15 protein-coding genes are annotated in these 21,583 nt (G+C 35.3%); all 15 read left to right on the top strand.

Annotated elements, in window-relative coordinates:
• The first annotated feature begins 5 nt into the window (after nucleotides 1-5).
• The 15 genes from H8B04_RS04245 to H8B04_RS04175 all read left to right on the top strand — a co-directional run bounded on the left by H8B04_RS04245 (nucleotide 6) and on the right by H8B04_RS04175 (nucleotide 21,578).
• The gene (locus H8B04_RS04245; RefSeq protein WP_190301554.1) at nucleotides 6-464 is read left to right on the top strand and encodes a hypothetical protein; all 459 of its coding nucleotides are present in this window, start codon (nucleotides 6-8) and stop codon (nucleotides 462-464) included.
• A 44-nt stretch (nucleotides 465-508) separates the two neighbouring features.
• Complete coding sequence (locus H8B04_RS04240; RefSeq protein WP_223815265.1) at nucleotides 509-1,573, top strand: aminotransferase class I/II-fold pyridoxal phosphate-dependent enzyme; 1,065 nt, start codon at nucleotides 509-511, stop codon at nucleotides 1,571-1,573.
• 205 nt (nucleotides 1,574-1,778) lie between these two features.
• Nucleotides 1,779-2,072 (top strand): HU family DNA-binding protein, encoded by a 294-nt coding sequence (locus H8B04_RS04235; RefSeq protein WP_132777778.1) that lies wholly within the window; start codon nucleotides 1,779-1,781, stop codon nucleotides 2,070-2,072.
• A 14-nt stretch (nucleotides 2,073-2,086) separates the two neighbouring features.
• The gene (locus H8B04_RS04230) at nucleotides 2,087-2,923 is read left to right on the top strand and encodes a tetratricopeptide repeat protein (RefSeq protein ID WP_190301553.1); all 837 of its coding nucleotides are present in this window, start codon (nucleotides 2,087-2,089) and stop codon (nucleotides 2,921-2,923) included.
• Between the two features lie 306 nt (nucleotides 2,924-3,229).
• Nucleotides 3,230-4,783, top strand: a complete 1,554-nt coding sequence (locus H8B04_RS04225; RefSeq protein WP_190301552.1) for an Rne/Rng family ribonuclease — start codon at nucleotides 3,230-3,232, stop codon at nucleotides 4,781-4,783.
• Nucleotides 4,784-4,893: 110 nt separating this feature from the next.
• The gene (locus H8B04_RS04220; RefSeq protein ID WP_190301551.1) at nucleotides 4,894-5,436 is read left to right on the top strand and encodes a sigma-70 family RNA polymerase sigma factor; all 543 of its coding nucleotides are present in this window, start codon (nucleotides 4,894-4,896) and stop codon (nucleotides 5,434-5,436) included.
• Nucleotides 5,437-5,514: 78 nt separating this feature from the next.
• The gene (locus H8B04_RS04215) at nucleotides 5,515-6,576 is read left to right on the top strand and encodes a FecR family protein (RefSeq protein WP_190301550.1); all 1,062 of its coding nucleotides are present in this window, start codon (nucleotides 5,515-5,517) and stop codon (nucleotides 6,574-6,576) included.
• Between the two features lie 189 nt (nucleotides 6,577-6,765).
• Nucleotides 6,766-10,197, top strand: coding sequence for a SusC/RagA family TonB-linked outer membrane protein (locus H8B04_RS04210; protein WP_223815264.1), 3,432 nt, complete (start codon nucleotides 6,766-6,768; stop codon nucleotides 10,195-10,197).
• A gap of 10 nt (nucleotides 10,198-10,207) precedes the next feature.
• Nucleotides 10,208-12,028 carry a RagB/SusD family nutrient uptake outer membrane protein gene (locus H8B04_RS04205; RefSeq protein ID WP_190301548.1) on the top strand — a complete coding sequence of 607 codons (1,821 nt, stop codon included), beginning with the start codon at nucleotides 10,208-10,210 and terminating at the stop codon, nucleotides 12,026-12,028.
• Between the two features lie 2 nt (nucleotides 12,029-12,030).
• Nucleotides 12,031-12,417, top strand: a complete 387-nt coding sequence (locus H8B04_RS04200; protein WP_223815263.1) for a BACON domain-containing protein — start codon at nucleotides 12,031-12,033, stop codon at nucleotides 12,415-12,417.
• A 2-nt stretch (nucleotides 12,418-12,419) separates the two neighbouring features.
• Nucleotides 12,420-13,946, top strand: coding sequence for a sulfatase family protein (locus tag H8B04_RS04195; RefSeq protein WP_190301546.1), 1,527 nt, complete (start codon nucleotides 12,420-12,422; stop codon nucleotides 13,944-13,946).
• A gap of 281 nt (nucleotides 13,947-14,227) precedes the next feature.
• Complete coding sequence (locus tag H8B04_RS04190; protein ID WP_317170638.1) at nucleotides 14,228-15,883, top strand: alpha-1,3-galactosidase-related protein; 1,656 nt, start codon at nucleotides 14,228-14,230, stop codon at nucleotides 15,881-15,883.
• A gap of 285 nt (nucleotides 15,884-16,168) precedes the next feature.
• On the top strand, nucleotides 16,169-16,759 hold the full coding sequence (locus H8B04_RS04185) for an RNA polymerase sigma factor (RefSeq protein WP_190301544.1): 591 nt from the start codon (nucleotides 16,169-16,171) through the stop codon (nucleotides 16,757-16,759).
• A 77-nt stretch (nucleotides 16,760-16,836) separates the two neighbouring features.
• Nucleotides 16,837-18,012 (top strand): FecR family protein, encoded by a 1,176-nt coding sequence (locus tag H8B04_RS04180; protein WP_190301543.1) that lies wholly within the window; start codon nucleotides 16,837-16,839, stop codon nucleotides 18,010-18,012.
• A 125-nt stretch (nucleotides 18,013-18,137) separates the two neighbouring features.
• Nucleotides 18,138-21,578 carry a TonB-dependent receptor gene (locus tag H8B04_RS04175; protein WP_190301542.1) on the top strand — a complete coding sequence of 1,147 codons (3,441 nt, stop codon included), beginning with the start codon at nucleotides 18,138-18,140 and terminating at the stop codon, nucleotides 21,576-21,578.
• Nucleotides 21,579-21,583: the final 5 nt, after the last annotated feature.

Raw genomic sequence — 21,583 nt, 5'->3', positions numbered from 1 at the left:
ATGACATGAGAATATTCTGGATTTTTATCTTTTTAATACTATCTAATATTAGTTATGCACAGCAAGTGAAAAAATCCAATTGGATAGTTGGACCTTCATTAGGGTATCAATATCAAGAGAAAAGTTTTTTAAAGGCTTCCTTCTGGGGATTAACAGATATAGGATATGCTAATTATATAAGGTTTGATGCTGGGGCGAACTTAACTTTCGAGCATAAAAAAGCGTATTTAATTCCCGAACTGGGCATTACGTACTATTTAAGTGCAAAGGGAGTTTGGCCTTTTATCAAAACTGAAATTACTCCTTATACTATATCTCCAAAAGTCGGTGTTGGCTTATTCAATATCGTTGAGGTCGGTGCAGGATATGGTTTTGAATTAAAGCAAAAGGATAATCTTCCACCTATCAAAGGCTTTAATTTCAGTTTGGGATTGAGTCTTCCGTTGAATTATCATTTGTATTAGTCTTAATTTTTCTGAATGACTACATTTGCTTGCAAATTGAACCTATGATGAATTCATTTAGACATCTACATCAGCCAACAGGTCGTATCATTGCCATGGACCAGAGGGAATACTTATTTTTTGGTGGCACCGCATATTTAGGCTTTTTGGTAAATCCCGAATACCAACTCTTGGTAAAAGAAGGAATTCAACTGTATGGATTAAATAATGGGACTTCTCGATCTAATAACGTACAATTAGGAATATATGATGAGGCAGAAGCGGTATTGGCTGCCCGATTTGGATATGCTGATACGGCTCTCTTTTCCAGCGGATATTTGGCTGCGCAAGCGACTGTGAAAAGCTTGGCTTTGAATGGAAAAATCTATTATGCTCCAAATTCCCATCCGGCTTTATGGATTGCGGACAAGCCAAATGTGTTGGCAGAAGACTTTAGTGAATGGATTACTTCAGTCGTAAAGGAGATTAATGATTCATCTGAAGAAAACTTTGTGATAATTGCAAATGCAATAGACAATCTGAAACCAGAGTTATACGATTTCAGCCCTCTTAAAAATATCAAGCACTCTAAGAAGGTTATATTAATTTTAGATGATTCGCATGGTTTAGGCGTTGTTAATAAAGATTCGATTTCGGCTAATATATTGGCTTTATCCGCTTGTACACATATTGATGTGGTTGTCGTGGCTTCTTTGGCTAAAGGATTAGGAACCGATGCAGGGTTGGTCTTAGGCGATAAGGAGGTAATTGCTAAAATAAAGCAATGCCCAATTTTTATGGGGGCTTCGCCAAGTAGTCCGGCTTTTATTTATGCTTTAGTAAAAAGTCAAGCAATTTATAATGAAGCTTTCGATAAACTTCAACAGAATATCCGACTTCTATCTTCTTACTTAAAGCCGAGCTGGGGAATAAATCATGTCTCAGATTTTCCGGTTTTTACTTCAATCAATTCGAATTTATATCGCCATTTATATCAAAATGATATACTTATTTCCAGTTTTCCCTACCCTTTACCGACAAGTGCGCTTCTAAATAGAATCGTAATTTCGGCTTTACACAGCGAAAATGATATACAAAAGCTAACAGAGGTTTTACAGAGTCATGTTTAATAATAGTTTGAAAATCAACTAAATAATTGTAGATTTGCAGACTATTTTGAATACGGTAGAGATAGGTAATATGCTTAAACGTTTGATTATGAAAAAAATATGTTTGATAAATACTTCAAAATATTTTTAAACATCATGAAAAAACGATAATTTTGCATCCCCAAATGTGGGTAGTGGAGAAATAAATTATTACAGATTATTAGATATGACTAAAGCAGAAATTATTGCAGAAATCTCTACCAAGACTGGTCTAGAGAAGGTTGATGTACAAGAAACGGTTGAAGCGTTCTTCAAGGTTGTAAAAAATGCGATGATTGAAGGTGAGAACGTGTATGTTAGAGGTTTTGGAAGTTTCGTGGTAAAGAAAAGAGCGGAGAAAACTGCACGTAATATATCAAAAAACACAGCTATTATTATCCCAGAGCACTTCGTGCCTAGCTTTAAACCTGCAAAAGTTTTTGTAGAAAAAGTAAAAAATGGTAATAAAGTAAAAAAATAATTTAAATTCGCTTTATGCTTAATACCAAACAAATTGTTGTAATCGTAATCGTGGTGGTGATGATAGGTGCCTTGTTAGCGCAGCCTATTAAGGGTTTGGTAGATAAGCAAGAGCAAAACACTACTGCGGCTGCCGACGAATCATCTTCAATGTATACATTGAAAAGTGTTTCTGAATTAGCAAAACAAGGAATCAATACCGCTATCGCTGAAGAAATTTCGGCTTTAGAAGGTCAAGTAGAGAAAGCAGAGGGAGAAGAGAAAGTTTCTTTGTTGCAGTCATTAGCTTCTAAGTGGGAGGATTTGGCGAAACCTATTCCGCAAGGGTTCATCTACAAAGAGATGGCCGAGGTGACACCAAAATTGGACTATTGGGTGAAGTCGGGAGATGCTTTCCGTGAGGGATATACCAATCAACAAGATACTGCATTAGCATCTGCGTTGAACAAATTGGCTATTGAATCTTATCAGAAAGCGGTGGATATTGATGCTAACAATTTAGCGGCTAAGACTGGTCTTGGTGCTTCATTGGTAACAGGTTCTAATAATCCAATGGCAGGTATCGCTTTATTGCGTGAAGTGGTGCAAGCCGATCCGAAAAACTTAGACGCTAATAAAACTTTAGGTTTGTTTTCAATGCAGTCTGGACAGTTTGATCGTGCGATCGACCGTTTTAAGACCGTCATAGAAATAAAGGCTGACGCTGAATCGTATTTCTATTTAGCAACAGCTTACGAAAAAATTGGTCAAAAGTCAGAAGCTATCGCTGCTTATACAAAGAGCAAAGAGTTAGCTGCTGATCCGACCCTATCTCAATACATTGATCGTCAGATAGAAGAATTGAGTAAATAATAATTAACAGAATTTTTTAACATTATTTAAAAACATTAAAGCTATGCCAAGCGGAAAAAAAAGAAAAAGACACAAAATGGCTACTCACAAGCGTAAAAAACGTTTAAGAAAAAATAGACACAAGAAAAAATAGTTCTTGTTGGTAGTCTTATAAGATTTATTCAATCTCAAAAAGACATTATACAATCTATGAAAAACCTAGGTTATATTCATAGATTGTATTTTTTCATTAAACAAGTTTTTTATGTTTCATAGGGAGTTAATATTGATGCGCGAGGTGTCAATATCCCAAAATTTGAGTAGCTGTTGGTAAAGGAATTAATTATCGATTCGACTCCTGAGAACGGAGTGACTATTGCTTTACTACAGGATAAGCAGCTTGTCGAACTAAACAAAGAGCAGGCTGGCAGTCATTTTTCGGTGGGAGATATCTATCTCGGCCGTATAAAGAAGATCATGCCAGGGCTGAATGCAGCATTCGTAGATGTAGGATACGACAAAGATGCTTTTTTGCATTATCTCGATTTAGGACCTCAAGTGCAGTCCTTACTTAAGCTTACGCGAGTAGTAAAGAATGGCAGTTATCAAGAGAATCTGCTGAATAGTCTGAAACTTGAAAAGGATATCGATAAAGCCGGCAAAATATCAGACGTACTTAACCGTAATGTTCTGATACCGGTACAGATTGCTAAAGAGCCAATATCAACAAAAGGACCTCGATTGAGTTCCGATCTGTCAATTGCAGGTAGATTTGTGGTATTAGTACCTTTTTCAAGTTCGGTTTCCATTTCCAAAAAAATCAAAGCTAGTGCCGAGCGTACACGTCTCAAGAAGATCGTGGAGAGTATTAAGCCAGCAAATTTTGGTGTTATTATTCGTACCGTATCGGAAGGTAAAGGAGTTGAAGAACTTCAAAAAGACCTTTTGGACTTGATTGCGAAATGGGAATTATTTACCAAACGCCTTAAAAATGTAGAGCCTCCTCAAAAGATTTTAGGGGAGATGGATAGAGCTTCTACCATTCTACGAGATATTTTGACGGATGAGTTTACGCATATTCATGTCAATGACTCTTCTATATATGAGGAAGTAAAATCATATGTACAGGAGATCTCACCAGAATTGGAAAAAATAGTCAAATTGTACAAACACAAAGAGCCTATTTTTGACCATTTTGGAGTTGAAAAACAAATTAAGGCGTCTTTCGGCAAAACGGTTAATTTACAGGGAGGTGCATACCTTGTTGTCGAGCATACAGAAGCTTTGCACGTCATAGATGTAAATAGTGGTAACCGAATTGCTAGTAAAGAAAATCAGGAAGATAATGCGCTCTTAGTAAACAAAGAAGCAGCACGAGAAATCGCTCGTCAACTGCGTTTACGCGATATGGGTGGTATTGTGGTCATCGATTTTATTGATATGCACAAGCCACAGAATCGTAAAGATCTGTATACTTACCTGAAAGAATGTATGGGCGAGGACAGAGCTCGTCATACTATATTGCCACCAAGTAAATTTGGTTTGGTTCAAATCACACGTCAGCGTGTGCGTCCAGAAATGAGCGTCGTGACTAATGAAAAATGTCCGGCTTGTGATGGTACGGGTGAAATAAGATCAAGTATTGTATTGCTTGACGATATAGAGAATAACTTAAGTTTTATCCTAGAGGAACAAAACGAAAAAGGAGTAACATTATGTGTACATCCTTACATAGGCGCCTACATTACGTCTGGATTGATTTCTCGTAGATTGAAGTGGTTCTTTAAATACGGTAAATGGATTAAAGTAAAATCTATTCAATCCTATTACTTGACAGAATTTCATTTCTTCAATCAGAAAGATGAAGAGATTAAGTTATAAGATGAAAGAAATTGAAAAGGAGATACCTAATTTTAGGTGTTTCCTTTTTTTTTATAACATTTGTTATGTAGGACATAATATTTGTATATTGCTGAATCATTTATTAAATTATGATTCTGACCACCTTATCTTCTGAGAATAAATCAAAAATTGCTTTGAAGCGAGATGAGGCCATTTTTAAATCTTATTTTATCAAAAATTATAAAGTGTATGAAAAATATGCTTTTGGCATTCTCAACGATAGATTCTTAGCCGAAGATGTTGCATCCGAAATAATTTGGAAAATTTGGCATCTGGGAGAGGATTTAATGCATGTCGCTAATGTTGAGCAATACATTCTTAAAAGTATTAAAAACAAATGCTTGAATATGATGCGAGTGCGAAAGCCAATATTTGTGGAAAATCAAGATTTACTTGATTATGCGGATAACTCATTGAATCCTGAAAAATTGATGATAGAATCGCAAGCTGTAGCAAGAATACAACAGGCTATTTCAGAGTTGCCTGAAAAAACCAAACAAGCTTTTCTTTTAGTAAAAGAAGAGAAAATGACTTATAAGGAAGCAGCTGAAAGCATGAATATCTCACCTAAAACTGTTGATCGCCATATCCAAAATGCGGTCAAAAAACTTTTCAACTTTTTAAAGTCGTAGAATTATTGAAAAAATTAATAATCCTATGGGGGATTTGACTTTATGATGTGTCTATATACTTAGAACGCAAATATAAATATGTCAAATACGGAAGAACATTATCTTTTTTTAATAAATAAACTGTTGCATGGGGATATCACAAAGGCTGAAAGTGAGGAACTTATGCGGCTTTCTGAAGGTGATATAGTAAGATTAAGCTTCATCAAATATTTGACATCATCAGTGGATACATCCGATTTACTGGAAGCAGAAATTGTTTATGAAAAAACCAAACCCAATGATTTAATTCAGGAAGAAACAATTATACCTGCACCATCCAAAATCATAAATTCTAGTCGTTTATATAAAATAGCAAGTATTGCTGCTGCAATAGTTATTGTGGCTTTTTCAAGCATTTATTATTTCTATTACGTATCCGAATCTGCAAATGATGATTGGCAATATATATCAACCAATCGCGGAGAGAGGAAATTTTTAACATTGAAAGACGGTACAGAGGTTTGGCTTAATAATGAAAGTGAACTTAAAGTTTTAAAAGGATACGGTGAAGAACACCGAAGAATGGAACTCAAAGGAGAAGGTTACTTTTCTGTCGCTAAAAACCCGAAACTTCCGCTTCTCATTCACACAAAAGATACTGAAGTAAAAGTAATTGGAACTGTTTTTAATCTGAGCGCTTACCCAGAGAGTGGTGCGACGACGACCTCGCTTATCGAAGGTAAAGTATCGCTAAAGATTGAAGGAGGAAATCATACCAAAGAGATTATTATGAACCCTGGAGATCAAGTAAGAATTTCAAAAGCAAATATTGAAAAAAACGCAGCAGATCTAAGTCTAAAAGAATTAATCCTGAAAGAAGCTGTGAGTTATACAAAGGCGGACGTGAAGGATGATAAGGTTTCTGACATGCTTTGGGTTGATAATAAATTGGTCTTTAATAACCTGACTCTTTCTGAGATTGCTGTAAAACTTGGGCGTTGGTATAATAAAGAAATCATTATTCAAAAAGATGAATTGCGCGATTTATCTTTTTCAGGAACATTTCAAGAGAAAGAATGTACGCAGGTTTTAGATATTCTGAAAAAAACAAATTTGAAAATAAACTACCAACTGAAAAATGATACCATATACATCCATTAAATGAAAAAGTAAATGATGAAAAAAGGGTAGGACTACTATGTAGTCACTACCCTAAAATGTGTTAACCAAGAGTATCAAGCCCTAGGAAAGTGTGATACTCAATTGATTAATTGAAAATCTAAAATTATGAAAAAAAACTCACATGCTTATACACATGTGCCTATTGCTTATTACTTTAAGTGCCTAATAATGCTTAAATTAATTGTAGTATTTATTACTGCCTTCGCAGCTAATCTAATGGCAAATGAATCATTTGCTCAGGATTATGTTACCCTAAAATATAGGGAAGCAAAACTTAAAAATATTTTGACTGATATAGAAAAGCAGACCGATGTTGCTTTTATATACAATGAGGATGCTGTAAAAAATGTCCGCATTGAAAATATCGCAGTTGAAAGAAAAAAATGGAAAGAATTCCTATTACCGATTTTATCCAAAAATTCGTTGCAGATAGAATATATCAGTAATGATCGTGCGGTTATTAAAGCTTCAAAAGCCGTTCAGACTACTGTAGTTACAGGTATTGTGAGGGACAAAAATAACAATCCATTGTCCAATGTTTCTGTAAAGCAAGTTAACGGCACAAAATCTACTTTGACCGATGCTGAAGGAAAATTCGCGTTAGAAACAACAGGATCTAATATTGTTTTAAACTTTTCTTCAGTTGGATTTTTAGCTAAAGAATTGCCGGCTGAGCAAGGCTTGATGCAAATTGTATTAGAAGAAGATTTAGCGCAATTGGATGAAGTTGTGGTAGTAGGTTATGGTACACAAAAAAGAATTAATCTAACTGGATCTGTAAGTACAATTTCGGGGAGTGAATTGGAAAATAGACCGGTAGTGAATGCTACACAAAGTTTACAAGGCGCTATGCCAGGACTAAACGTAAGTGTAAATGGCGCGACTAAGCCGGGGCAATCTTTCAAACTAAATGTGAGAGGTACAGGAAACCTTAGTGGTTCGGACCAACCTTATGTTCTTGTGGATGGATTGGAAATGTCGTTAGCTGATGTAAATCCTAGTGATATTGAGAATATCTCTGTACTTAAAGATGCTTCTGCAGGTGCAATATATGGTTCTCGTGCAGCATATGGTGTAATATTAGTAACCACAAAATCTGGAAAAGCAGGAAGAAAACAGATAAACTTTACAAGTAATACCGGCTTTACAACTCCCATTCGATTGCCTGATATGGTTAATTCGGTAGAGTTTGCCAATTATTTCAATGAGGCAACTTTCAATGCGTTGGGTACTAGACAATATTCAGAAGAGAAAATCGCTTTATTGCAACAATATATAAACGACCCCACATCTGTTTCAATATTTCCTGAGGTTTCAAACAACACATATGGAAGTTGGGAGAATTCTGCGAATGGTGTAGCAAATACAAATTGGTTTGACTTACACTACAAACCTTATGCGATGCGTCAGAATTATAATGTTAATCTAAGTGGAGGGAATGAAGGAACTCAATTCTTTGTTTCGGGTGGTCTCTATGATGAAGGCGGATCATTGCGTTATGCTGACATCAATTATAACCGTTATAATTTTAATGTGTCAGTAAATTCACAATTGACTGATTTCATCAAGGTGAAATCAAATGTAAAGTATACGCAAAATGCGAATAAAACTCCATTAGCGGGTTACGAAGATATGTTCTTTCACAATTTGGCACGCATGCGTCCAAATGTATCGCCCTATGATTTTTATGGTAATTGGAATGAACAATCAATGATTCCTTACCTCCAATCTGGATCAGAAGGCAAGACTAATAATGGAACTTTAGTTCTTTTAGGTGGTTTAGAGATTACTCCCTTGAAAAATTGGAAAGTTTTTGCTGATCTGAATTTTAGAAGAAGCAATTACGATGGAAGCACTTTAAAACTGCCTGGTACAATCTATGGTATTGATGGCACACCTATTTCTGTAAATAGATCAGAATATAATATCCCACTTACGGGTAGTTTCTCCCGCACGATGTCGGAGCAAAATTATATTACGCCAAATATTTACACGAATTATAAAATACAATTTGATAAACATCAAATTGACTTAACGGCGGGTTTTCAACAAGAGTACATGCAGTACAAAGAGTTGACGTCATCAGCGACTGAATTAATTAGTTTTGATAGACCAGGTACAGATTTGGCAACGGGTACAAAGTCCTCTAATGAAGCTCGTAATCACTGGGCTACACGTGGTTTTTTTGCGCGTGTGAATTATAATTTCGCGAATAAATATCTTTTAGAAGTAAATGGTCGTTACGATGGTTCTTCTCGATTTGCAGCGTCACAGAGATGGGGATTCTTTCCGTCGATATCTGCAGGATATAATATTAGCGAAGAGGATTTCTTCAAAGATAATGTGTCTTGGATCGATCAACTAAAAATTAGAGGATCTTACGGTAACCTTGGTAATCAAGCAGGAGCAAACATGTATGCTTACTTAGAAAGCATGAATATTATTATTCCTGGTCCAGGAACTGGCGGCCGCTATTATTTTGGTAATGACCGTGAAAGCTATATTCAGGCTCCAGCAGCATTTAATCCATTAATTACATGGGAAAAAGTGCAAAGTATGAATATCGGTGCTGACTTTACCATGTTAAATCAACGATTATCGGGTACGTTGGAGTGGTATCAAAGAAATACCAGAGATATGTTAGGTCCATCGCGAGATGTAGCTGATATGTTTGGTGCTACCGCACCGCAAACGAATAATGCAGATTTGCAAACTCGAGGATGGGAAATTTCTCTAAAATGGAGAGATAGAATCAATGACGATTGGAGCTATGATGTAGGTATGATGCTTACAGATTATAAATCTATTGTTACGAAATATCAAAATCCAACAAACTTCAATCCTGGAGGCGCTTGGTATGAAGGAAAAGAAGTTGGTGAAATATGGGGATATACCGCACATGGCTTGTTGAAGACTGAGGAGGAAGCAAATGCATACAATCAATTAAACCGTAGTTACCTTTCGGCAAGAGATTGGGTAGTAGGTGATGTCAAATATGAGGATATCAATGGTGATGGTAAGATTGATATTGGTGCTAATCGATTGGGCGATATGGGGGATTACAGTATCATCGGTAACAGCAGTCCACGTTATAATTTTAGTATTTCGGGTGGATTGACTTGGAAAGATTGGTCTATGAATATGCTATGGCAAGGGGTTGGAAAACAAAATTATTTGCCTGCAGCATTAGATGCTTATTTTTGGGGATCAGGCTCACTTGCTCAAGTTACCGTATTCCAACAGCATTTAGATTACTACACGCCAGAAAATCCAGATGCGTATTTCCCTAATCCGTATGCTTCTCCTGTAGGTGCTATTAGTTCGTATACGAATAAAACGCAGTCGCCTTCAAGTAGATACGTTCAAAATGCTTCATTCATACGCCTAAAGAATTTGACTTTACAGTATAGTGTGCCGAATGAGGTGAGTAAGCGCATTGGAATCAATAGATTGTCCGTTTTTGGCAGTGGAGAAAATCTATTAACATTTACCAAATTGGTGAAAATGTTTGATCCAGAAACGCTAGCTGGCGGTTCAGGAACGGGCAAAATGTATCCATTAAGCAAGGTTTATTCTTTTGGTGTTAATCTTACTTTCTAATTGTATTCAAATGAAAATTAAAAACTTTATATATGCTTTTTCATTCTTGTTTTTGACAACAGGGTGTAATGATAATTTTTTGGATCGTTTGCCTATAGACCAACTTTCGACTACAGGGAGTTTAGCTACAGCGAACGAACTACGACTGTACATGAATCAATTTTATGAGAAGCTACCCAATCATCCAGCATTCACAGGAGGAGAAGGTATTGCTTACGATGATGCACGTACGGACAATATGATTTTTACGACAGTAAATCCAAGATTAAATGGTCAGTTGACTATATCAAATGCACAGGCATTAAATGAATATCAAGATATTCGCGGATTAAACTTTTTCTTAAATAAAGCCTCTGGCGTAAAAGGTAATCAAAGTGATATAGATCAGTATAGAGGTGAAGCTTATTTCTTTCGTGCTTGGTTTTACTTTGAGTTGGTTAAGAAATATGGTGACGTAAGTTGGGTAAATTCTTTATTGAGTTCGGATGATGAGTCAACTTTATTAGCACGAGATAGTAGGGTTGTAATCATAGACTCAGTGCTAAATGATTTGCAAAAGGCGACTACGTTACTTGGTACAAAAGCAAATAGTAGTTCAATGCGTGTACATAAAGATGTGGCGCACGCAATGATTTCAAGAGTAGCTTTATACGAAGGAACTTGGCAGAAATATCACAAAGCTAAGAATACAGGCTTTGCAACAAGTACAGTTACCGACGCTAAGATCAAAGAATATTTGACGGCGGCAAAAGAAGCTGCTCATGTTGTAATAAATAGTAATCGTTGGTCTATCTCCACATCAGGCTCGGCATTGACAGATTACAGAGACTTATTCAATACCGCTGACCTGAGTACCAATAGAGAGGTCTTAATGTGGCGTAAATATAATCCTGCTGAAAATATTGGTCATGGTGTTTCTAAATATTTATCTACTGGTGGTGGTGATATTGGGGTTACGTTGAGTTTAGTGGATGATTATCTGACACGCGATGGAAGACCATTTGTTGGCGCTGAAAGAACATCCGTGCAAGGCACTTATGGTCAAGAACTGCTTCCTACAATTCGCGACCCTCGCTTATCACAAACAGTAGGAGTTCCGGGAGAGCCCATTCGACCAGGTGGTACTGTAGCTGCATTTCCACCTATCAATCAAAGTGGAATGAACAGAAATACAACGGGATACCCGATGTATAAGTATATTGAATTCAATAATATGGCGGCAACTTTGGATGATGGCATGAGTGCGGCACCTGTAATTTATTTTCGATATGCTGAAGTTTTATTAAACTATGCAGAAGCTGTCGCAGAGTTAGGTGAAGATCCACAACAGGTGATTGAGGCATTGCGTCCATTAAGACAACGTGTGGGAATGCCTGATGTGAACTTTAACCGTGAATTTAATGCAAATGCAGATTATCCGTTTAATGATTTAGGAAAAGTAATCCAAGCAGTACGTCGAGAGCGTCGTGTGGAAATGGTAGCAGAAGGCACGCGTTTAGCCGATATTTTCAGATGGGCAGCAGCGGATAAGCTAATTGTTGGTAAAAGACCGCTGGGAGCTTTATTTGTAGGGTCTAATCTGGATACTGAAAATTCTCCAACAGGATTTTATAATAGTTCATTATTATATTTCGATACTGCCCCTGCTGGTAAATCTGTGAATTTTTACTTAACAGGAAGCGCAGGTACTGCTCTACGATACATAGATCCATACAAAGCAGTTCTTCCAAATGGATTTGGATTTAAAGTGAACAGAGATTATTTATTGCCAATCCAACAACGCATGATTGAGTTAACTGATGGTAAATGGCAACAAAACCCTAATTGGTAATTATGAATACGATGAAAATTATAACACATAGATATTTTAAAATTTATTCAGCTATTTTTAGTTTGCTTTTGCTCCTGAGTTCTTGTAGTAAAGATCAACCTGTAGCACCACAAGCTGGACCATTTGAAGTAACACATGATATTCCAACTACTGTACCGACATCAGGCGGTTCATACAATTTGACTATCGATGCTACAACAAATGGATGGTGGATTGTAAAATCTGAAAATGTTTCTTGGCTTACTATTAATAGACTTTATGGTTCTGCTAAAGTATCACAGCAAATTTCAATCGCACCGAATACGGGAGAAAGCGCTCGAGAAGTGTCAATAGAAATTAATGCTACTAATAAAGATTCAAAAGTTATAAAGATAATCCAAGCAAGGTAATTATGATTAAAAGGCTTATAATGTTGGCTGTTGTGATGGGAAATGTAATTATTTCTCATGCGCAGCAATCCAAACCAAATGTTGTTATTATAATTTCGGATGATCATTCGTACCAAACTATTGGTGCTTATGGATCCAAAATTGGTCGTACACCGCACATTGATCGTATTGCGCAAGAAGGACTAGTGTTTAATAATGCTTATGTGAATAATTCCATTTGTGGACCAAGTAGGGCAACATTGCTTACGGGTAAGTACAGTCACAAAAATGGATTTAAAGACAATGAAACTTCTCATTTTGATTTTTCACAGAATCTATTCGTAAAAGATTTGCAGCGTGTGGGCTATAAGACAGCATGGATTGGTAAAATACATTTAGGTCATAAACTGCAAGGTTTCAATTATTTTGATATTCTGGATGATCAAGGGCATTATTTCAATCCGGATTTCATTTCATATAAAGGAACGGAGCGTGTAGAAGGATATGTGTCGGATATTGTGACGGACAAAGCTATTAATTGGCTCGATTCTATTGATACCAAAAATCCTTTTTGTCTAGTCATTGGTCACAAGGCTACACATCGTACTTGGATGCCTGATCCAAAGGACTTTGGAACGTATGATAATGATGAATTTCCATTGCCAGAAACTTTTTATGACGATTATTCCTCTCGAAAAGCTGCTGCTGGTCAAGAAATGTCGATTGATAAAGATATGCGTATGGGCTATGATTTAAAAATGTTTGAATCATGGGAAAAGATGCTGGCTGACGGCAACTTCAAACGCATGAATGAAACACAAAAGAAGCAATACGCAGCCTATTATCAGCCTATTTACGAAAAATTGCAGGCAGATAAGCTATCAGGGAAAGCTTTAGCGGAATGGAAATACAGAAGATACATGATTGATTATTTGAACACGGCACAATCTATGGACCGTAATATTGGACGGGTGTTAGATTACTTGAAAGCAAATAATTTAGAACAAAATACCATTGTTATTTATCTTTCGGATCAAGGTTTTTACATGGGTGAACATGGCTGGTTTGACAAAAGATTCATGTACCAAGAATCTTTCCGTACACCATTTATCATGAAATATCCAGCTTTAATTAAAAATGGAGTGCACACGGACGCAAGTATTGTTAATGCAGATGTTGCACCTACCTTATTAGAATTGGCTGGCGTTAAACGCCCTAGTGATATGCAAGGTAAGTCTTTTGTTCCAGTTTTAAAATCAGCTAATAAGGAACATAGAAAACAGATATTTTATCACTATTTTGAAAATGGTGAACATGCTGTTTCCCCGCACTTTGGAGTCAAAGCAGGACGCTACAAGTTGATTCGTTTTTATAAGCGCGTAGAATCATGGGAGCTTTTTGATTTACAAAATGATCCTAATGAATTGAAAAATGTTTATGATGATCCAAAGTACAAAGACGTGGTTAAGAAATTGAAAAAAGCTTTATTAAAGCAAATTAAAGAATTTGAGGATAAAGAAGCAGAAGCCATATTCAATACAAAAATATGACACAAAAAAGTTATCCTAAGTGCCATTTCTATTGTGGGTCGAACAATCGTTTTACCCACAAATATTATTTAAATACATCACAGTTTATTTCCAACACCTAACTTTTCATTTTTATGCTACGGAGTTTTATAGCGCGATTTTTTTTAGTCTCATTTACATTTTTATTTACAAGCAGCTATGCTCAGAAATTCGATAAGATTTATGATTTATCCCACTACGGGATATTACCAAACACAGGTAAAGATATAAGTAATGTGGTAAATAGGACTATACTAGAGTTAGTGAATAAATCGAATAAAGACGCAAAAATATTATTCAAATTCAAAAAAGGGCGATACGATTTTCATCCTGAAAATGCATTGAAGAAAGTTTATTATATATCAAATCATGATCAAGATAACCCAAAAACTGTAGGATTAGCGCTAGAAAATCTCAAAAATGTGAGCATTGATGGTGAAGGTGCAGACTTTATTTTTCATGGCAGAATGTTGCCTATAGCTCTCATAGGAAATGAAAACTTGACGTTGAAAAATATACATATAGATTTTAAACAACCACAAATATGTCAAGTTAAAATTTTGGAAAATAACATTGAAGAGGGTACCATCACATTTGAGACTGCTCCTTGGGTGACGTATACGATCAAAGACAGTGTTTTTTATAATACAGGAAAGGATTGGCAGCTTCGCCCAAGTGCTGGTATAGTTTTCGAAGAAAAGACCAAACGCATAGTATACAATACGAGTGATATTGCCGTAGGGACAGGTAAGGTTGTAGAGCTATCCAAGGGGGTAATAAAATCTCTTAATTGGAAAAATTCGAAACTAAAGGCAGGTATGGTTATAGCTATGCGTACATGGCAAAGACCTAATCCTGGTATTTTCTTACATAAAGGTAAAAATATTAAATTAAATAACGTTACTGTACATTACAGTGAGGGTATGGGACTGTTAGCACAGTTGTCAGAAGATATTTATCTGGATGGATTTAATGTTTCATTACGAGGTGACAAAGATCCAAGATACTTTACAGCACAAGCTGACGCTACACATTTTTCGAGTTGTAAGGGTGTTATTATTTCTAATAATGGTCTTTATGAAAATATGATGGACGACGCCATTAATATCCATGGAACTTATCTAAAAGCAATTAAAAAATTAAATGATAATACGCTAATAGCAAAATATATGCATGGTCAGGCGTATGGGTTTGATTGGGGTTACGTGGGTGATTCGGTACAATTTGTTCAATCTAAAACAATGGAATTAATCGGAAAGCCCAATAGTATTTCATCGATCGAAATCATAAGTGAAAAGCCTGAGGATCCAATTCGCCAGTTCAAAATCACATTTAGTAAGAATCTAGATTCTCAAATAGATCCTGCATTAATGGATATTGGTTTAGAAAATTTTACATGGACACCTAAGGTTGAATTTGCACACAATACTATTCGAAATAATAGAGCGCGAGGAGCTTTATTTAGTACGCCTCAAAAGACTGTGGTAACAAACAATTTATTTGACCATACCTCAGGGACAGCAATATTGTTATGTGGTGATTGTAATGGTTGGTATGAGACAGGTTCTACGCGTGATATTTTAATCAAGAATAATGTATTTATTAATGCATTGACAAATCAATTTCAATTTACAAATGCCGTAATTTCCATTTATCCTGAAATTCCAGATTTGAAAAACCAACAGAAATATTTTCATAGTGGAATTAAAATTCAGAATAATACATTCAAAACGTTTGACAAACCTTTGCTTTATGCTAAATCTGTTGATGGTATAATATTTTCTAATAATAAAATCACAACAAATTCTGATTATCCGGCATTCCATTGGAATAAAAAGGAAATTTTCTTTGAACGAGTAATCAATGAGGTGATTAAAAATAATACGATTGATGGAATTCTATTAGAGTATAAGAAGTAAGGATTTCATTCATTAACCAATCAATATTTAATATTTGAAAATATTGATTGGTTAATCTTCTTGCGTGAATATGATTTTTGTTCAGAATAGTAGATAATCTTTCTGTGGTTATGAAAGTTTGTCGAATATTTTACTCGTCGTAGAATGGAAGTTGTAATATTTTAAATTTGTTTTACTGCAACCCATTATAACCCATAAAAATCTTTCAGCACGACACTTATATTATGTATGATATATGCTTATTTTTAATGTGTTACAAATTATGATAACCAATAGTTTATAGTTGTGAGCAAGATTAATTTCAAGAATCTGGAAGATGATGAATTGTTAATGAAATTTAACAATGGGGTTTATGATGCATATACGGAAATTTATACACGATATAGTCCTGCATTATATCGTCATGCTCACAAAATGCTAAACGATAGAGCATCAGCTCAAGATGTAATTCAGGAAGTATTTACAAATTTATGGATTAATAAGTCATCTATCAGTTTTAATACCTCTGTCAAAAGTTATTTGTATACTTCTGTACGAAACAAAATACTTGATCTAATTGCAAAGGAAAAATCTCAAACAAATTATTTGGCATCTCTTGAAGATTTTATCCACAAAGGATATTACATAACTGATAACCTTATTCGTGAGAAGGAACTTGAAGCTATTATCAATAAAGAGATTTCAAGTTTGCCAAATAAAATGCGCGAAGTGTTTGAATTGAGTCGCAAAGAATATAAATCATATGCTGACATTGCTCAAGAATTGGGTATGGCTGAGAATACTGTTCGTAAGCATATCAATAAGGCATTAAGTAGATTAAGAACTAGAATATCTGATTTTTTAATTTTAGCATTTACGCTTAAATATTTTTTTTAAAAAAAATTCTCCCCGAGTACTACTTTCATTTAACTTATCCGTCTCATCATTAGAAACGGGTAAATAACCCTAAATTTATGATGACCAATAAAACAGCAAAAGAATTATTAGATAAGTATCATTCAGGTACCATTACTGATGAGGAATTGGCTATTTTGGAAAGTTGGTATAATCAACAAGCTAACGAAAATGTTCAAGTCAAGCTGTCTGATGAAGAAATTGAAGAAGATTTACTAAAGATCTCAACTGATATTCATGCTCTGAAAAATGAAGCATCTTATAAACATATGGGCAGAGGTAAAAGATTTTGGTTTGTTGCAGCATCTATTCTAATTGTTTTTACGTTTGGTCTTTCATATTTAATCTTCAATCCTAAAACAAATCAATCAAATCTTGAAATATCAAATTCTGCATCAAAAATCAAAAACAAAGATGCTATAATTCCTGGTGATAAAAGAGCAATTTTAACATTAGATGATAACACACAAATTGTCTTAGATGATATTGAGGCAGGAGATATAAAATCTATTAATAATGTTAAAATTAGCAAAACCGCAACAGGTCAATTAATTTATGATATCAGTGCAAATCAAAATCAAAATACGCCAGTAACATATAATACAATAAGTACGCCTGCAGGAGGTGAATATCAAGTTAAATTATCGGATGGAACTTTGGTAATCTTAAATGCAAAGTCATCGATTAAATTTCCCACGGTATTTAGCGGCAATGATCGTCGCGTGGAAATATCAGGTGAAGTTTACTTTGATGTAAGTTATAATTCACAGAAACCTTTTTTCGTTGAAGCTGGAGGCCAAACTGTTAAAGTCTTAGGGACACAATTCAACATTAATTCTTATTCCAAAGAAAAAGGAATCAAAACAACGTTGATAGAAGGGTCAGTACTTGTAAAATCTAATCTCAAAAACCTGAGTAAAGTATTGAAACCGGGTCAAGAATCAATTCTGGATCAGCAACATAGCCAATTTTCTGTTTCAACAGTTGACATAGAAAGTGCTGTTGCTTGGAAAAATGGTTTCTTCATTTTTGATAATGAAGAATTGGAAGATATCATGAACCATATCGCGAGATGGTATGATGTTGAAATTGAGTACAACAATATTAATAAAACAACACAATTCGGAGGTGCAATTTCAAGATATAGAAAGCTTGAAGACGTATTGAATCTTTTGGAATTGACAGACAAAGTAAAATTTAAAATTCAAGGAAGGAGGATCATAGTCATGAATTAAAGTTTACTTTTTGATATATGAATCTATAAAAAAGTCTTGAAGTGCTGGAACACAACAAGACTATTGATAGGTTCAATACATTCTATTGCTTATATAAAATATAATTATAAACCCAATTTAAAGTTATGAAATTTAATTGTTTAGTTCCTAATAGGGCGACCTATTTGAGCTATAAAAGTTTGTTGATTATGAAATTGACTATAGCACTCATTTTAGTTTGCTTTTTTCAATCGATTGCGAATACCAATGCACAGCGTATCACACTAACAGAAGAAAACGCTTCACTTGAGAATATATTAAACAAAATTAGAAAACAATGTAAATACGATTTTGTATTTCATTCTTCTGATATAAAACAAGCAAGTCCAGTGACGATATCTGTTAAGGAAGCTTCATTACAAGATGCTTTGAATTTGGCATTAGCAAATCAATCTTTGACGTATGTCATTAAGGATAAGGCTGTCGTTATTAAAAAAGCTCCGCAACCTGAATTAATAGATATTAAGGGAACCGTATTAGATGAAAATAACGCTCCTATGTCTGGTGTGAACGTAAAAGTCAAGGCTGGAAAGGAAGCTACTTCTACTGATGCGAATGGAGGCTTTGTTTTGAAGAATATTAAAAGGAATGCTGTTATACAGTTATCGTTTTTGGGTTATGAATCATTTGAAGTTGCAGCAACGGGTAATTTGGATGTTGTTCGACTTAAGCGAATGAATTCGGATCTTGACGAAGTAGTCGTTGTAGGTTATGGTACGATGCGCAGAAGTGATCTTACAGGTTCAATTTCCAGTATTAAGCCAGATGAAAAAGACGCTTCCAAATCTCTTTCTGTTGATAATTTAATTCAAGGTAAAGTAGCCGGTGTGAATGTAAGTGGAGGTGTAGCAACACCAGGTGCAGCACCAAATATCGTTATTAGAGGAGCAAATTCATTACGTGGTGATAACCAACCATTATATGTTATAGATAATATTCCGCAAGGGTCTGTAGGTTCTTTTGCAGGAAGCGCATTAGGAAGTGGTGATTTTGATATACAACAAAATCCATTGACAAATCTAAGTCCATCTGATATTGAAGACATTCAAATATTAAAGGATGCCTCAGCAACAGCTATATATGGTTCAAGAGGAGCTAATGGTGTTATCCTTATTACAACTAAAAGGGGTAAAGCAGGTGCGCCAAAGATTAATTTAATGTCCAATTATACTGTGGCAGAAGCGACACGATTGAGACCTATGCTTAATCTAGAAGAATATGCTGCCTACAGAAATGAAAAAAATGGTGGTACGCCGGTTTTCTATAAAGAGGGAGATGAAATGCGTTATGTGTTTGGTGGGGAAATTTATGATCCAAATATAGACTCTACATACCGTGTAGTGAGAGGTAGAAATTGGCAAAATGAAATTTATGGAAATCCTCTTTCTCAATCTTACAACCTATCGGTGAATGGTGGGGATAAAGTAAAGTACTACATCGCTGGAGATTATAAGGATATTAAAGGTGTCGTAAAAGAAACTGGATTGAAGCAGGGGGGATTACGCTTGAACTTAGGCGGAAATTTATCGCAAAAGCTAATTTTTAATACATCAATCTCGGCTAATCTAAAAACGAATAATATGATGGCTGGCGGAAATACAAAAGGTGGAGCTACTGGATCAATTACTCGTTCGGCAATAGACTCAGCACCTTTTGAGATGCCACCTGATGATCCTACATTAGCACAGAATGATGAACTCCGCACGACTGCTTTAGCGTGGTTGACAGATTACGCCGATTTGGCTGACGAAAAGTCTATTCGTGCTTCCGCAGATTTAACTTGGAATTTCGCGAAAGGTTTTTCTTATGTTATGCGTACTGGTGGTAATATTTTGATGCAAGACCGTACAAAATGGTATGATGAAGGCATTTGGTTAGGTCTAAATAATAATGGCTATTTAGGCAATTCAAATCTTAATAGTAACAATTACACCTTCGAAAATTTAGTTAACTATAATGAGGATTTGGGGAAGATTGGTAAAATTTCTGCGACTACAGGTGTTACTTATGACGATTACAATTGGTTAAATAGAAATATTTTGGCTTCAAACTTTGATTTCAAAGGTTTAGGAACTAAAGGGTTACACATGGCTACCAACCAAACAATCTCTTCACCTAGTCAAAGTGATTACCAATTGTTGTCTTATTTAGGACGTGTAAATTTATCGTTTTTGGAAAGCAAGTATTTGGTTACTTTGACAGCTCGTGCTGACGGAAGTAGCAAATTTATTCCTGAAAATAGATGGTCATTATTCCCATCAGCAGCTGTTGCTTGGCGTATTAATCAAGAAGAGTTTCTTAATTCAGCAACTTGGGTAAAAGATTTAAAACTACGTCTTGGATATGGTAAGACAGGCAGTCAATCCATTAATCCATATAATACTATTTACAATTATACACAAAGTAGAGAATATACCGACGGTAATGGTGCGTTGAACAAAGCAATCACAGTTTCGAACTTGTCGAATAGCGACCTTATTTGGGAGACTACTTCGGCTTATAATGCGGGATTGGATTTCAACTTATTCAATGGATTATTAGGAGGTACGGTAGAGTACTATTACAAAGAAACTTCTGATCTTTTAATTAATAAAAACTTAGCTCCATCTGCTGGTTTCTCTGCAATAACTGTAAACCAAGGTGCATTGAGCAATAGAGGTTTCGAAGTGGCATTAAATAGCGACTTAATCAAAAATGACAATTTATTGTGGCAAATCTCAGGTAATATTGGAACGAATGCTCGTAAAGTATTGTCTTTGGGTTCCCCAATAATGGATTTAGGTACAGTCAAAGGAGCTGGTTATTTAGGTAACTCGATAGGTGATCATTTTGGTGTAGCCAATCTATTTTTAGTAGGAGAAGCTCCAGGATTGTTTTATGGTTTTAAAACTGATGGTATAATCCAAACTGGTGCGGCAAATTTACCAACTACTACTATGTTTAATATGTTACCTGGTGAAATTAATGTCGTGGATACTAATGGTGATGGTGTCATTAGTGCACTAGACATGACTATTATTGGAGATCCAAATCCAGATTTCAACTATGGTTTTCAGACATCTTTGAACTATAAAAAATTCCAATTTTCAACTTCTTTCTACGGTGTACAAGGTGGTGATATTTTAAATGGTAATATCCGTTATGAACAAACTCCTGCTGCTAATACGCCAAATCTTACCAGCGATGCATACAGCAATGCTTGGCGCGTAGATGCGCCTAATAATTTGTATCCTTCGTTGACGAGTTCAGTAAAGAATTACATTTATGATCGATTCGTAGAAGATGGTAGCTTTTTGAGATGTAGTGATATTACATTGGGTTATACTTTTGATAGTGCTTCATTAGGCAACAAAATCGGTTCTATTAACATATTTGGATCAGTGAAGAATGCATTTGTGATCACTAATTATTCAGGATATGACCCAGAGATGAGAACTTTTTCTTTTGACGGTTTGCGTCCAGGAATAGACTTGAACTCATTTTCAAATCCTAGACAATTTGTGTTTGGTTTTAATGTTAAGTTTTAATGTGT

Origin of the sequence: Sphingobacterium litopenaei (assembly GCF_014692495.1) — a bacterium.
GTDB classification, from domain to species: Bacteria; Bacteroidota; Bacteroidia; order Sphingobacteriales; family Sphingobacteriaceae; genus Sphingobacterium; species Sphingobacterium litopenaei.
This window is presented reverse-complemented; position numbering and strand designations above follow the sequence as displayed.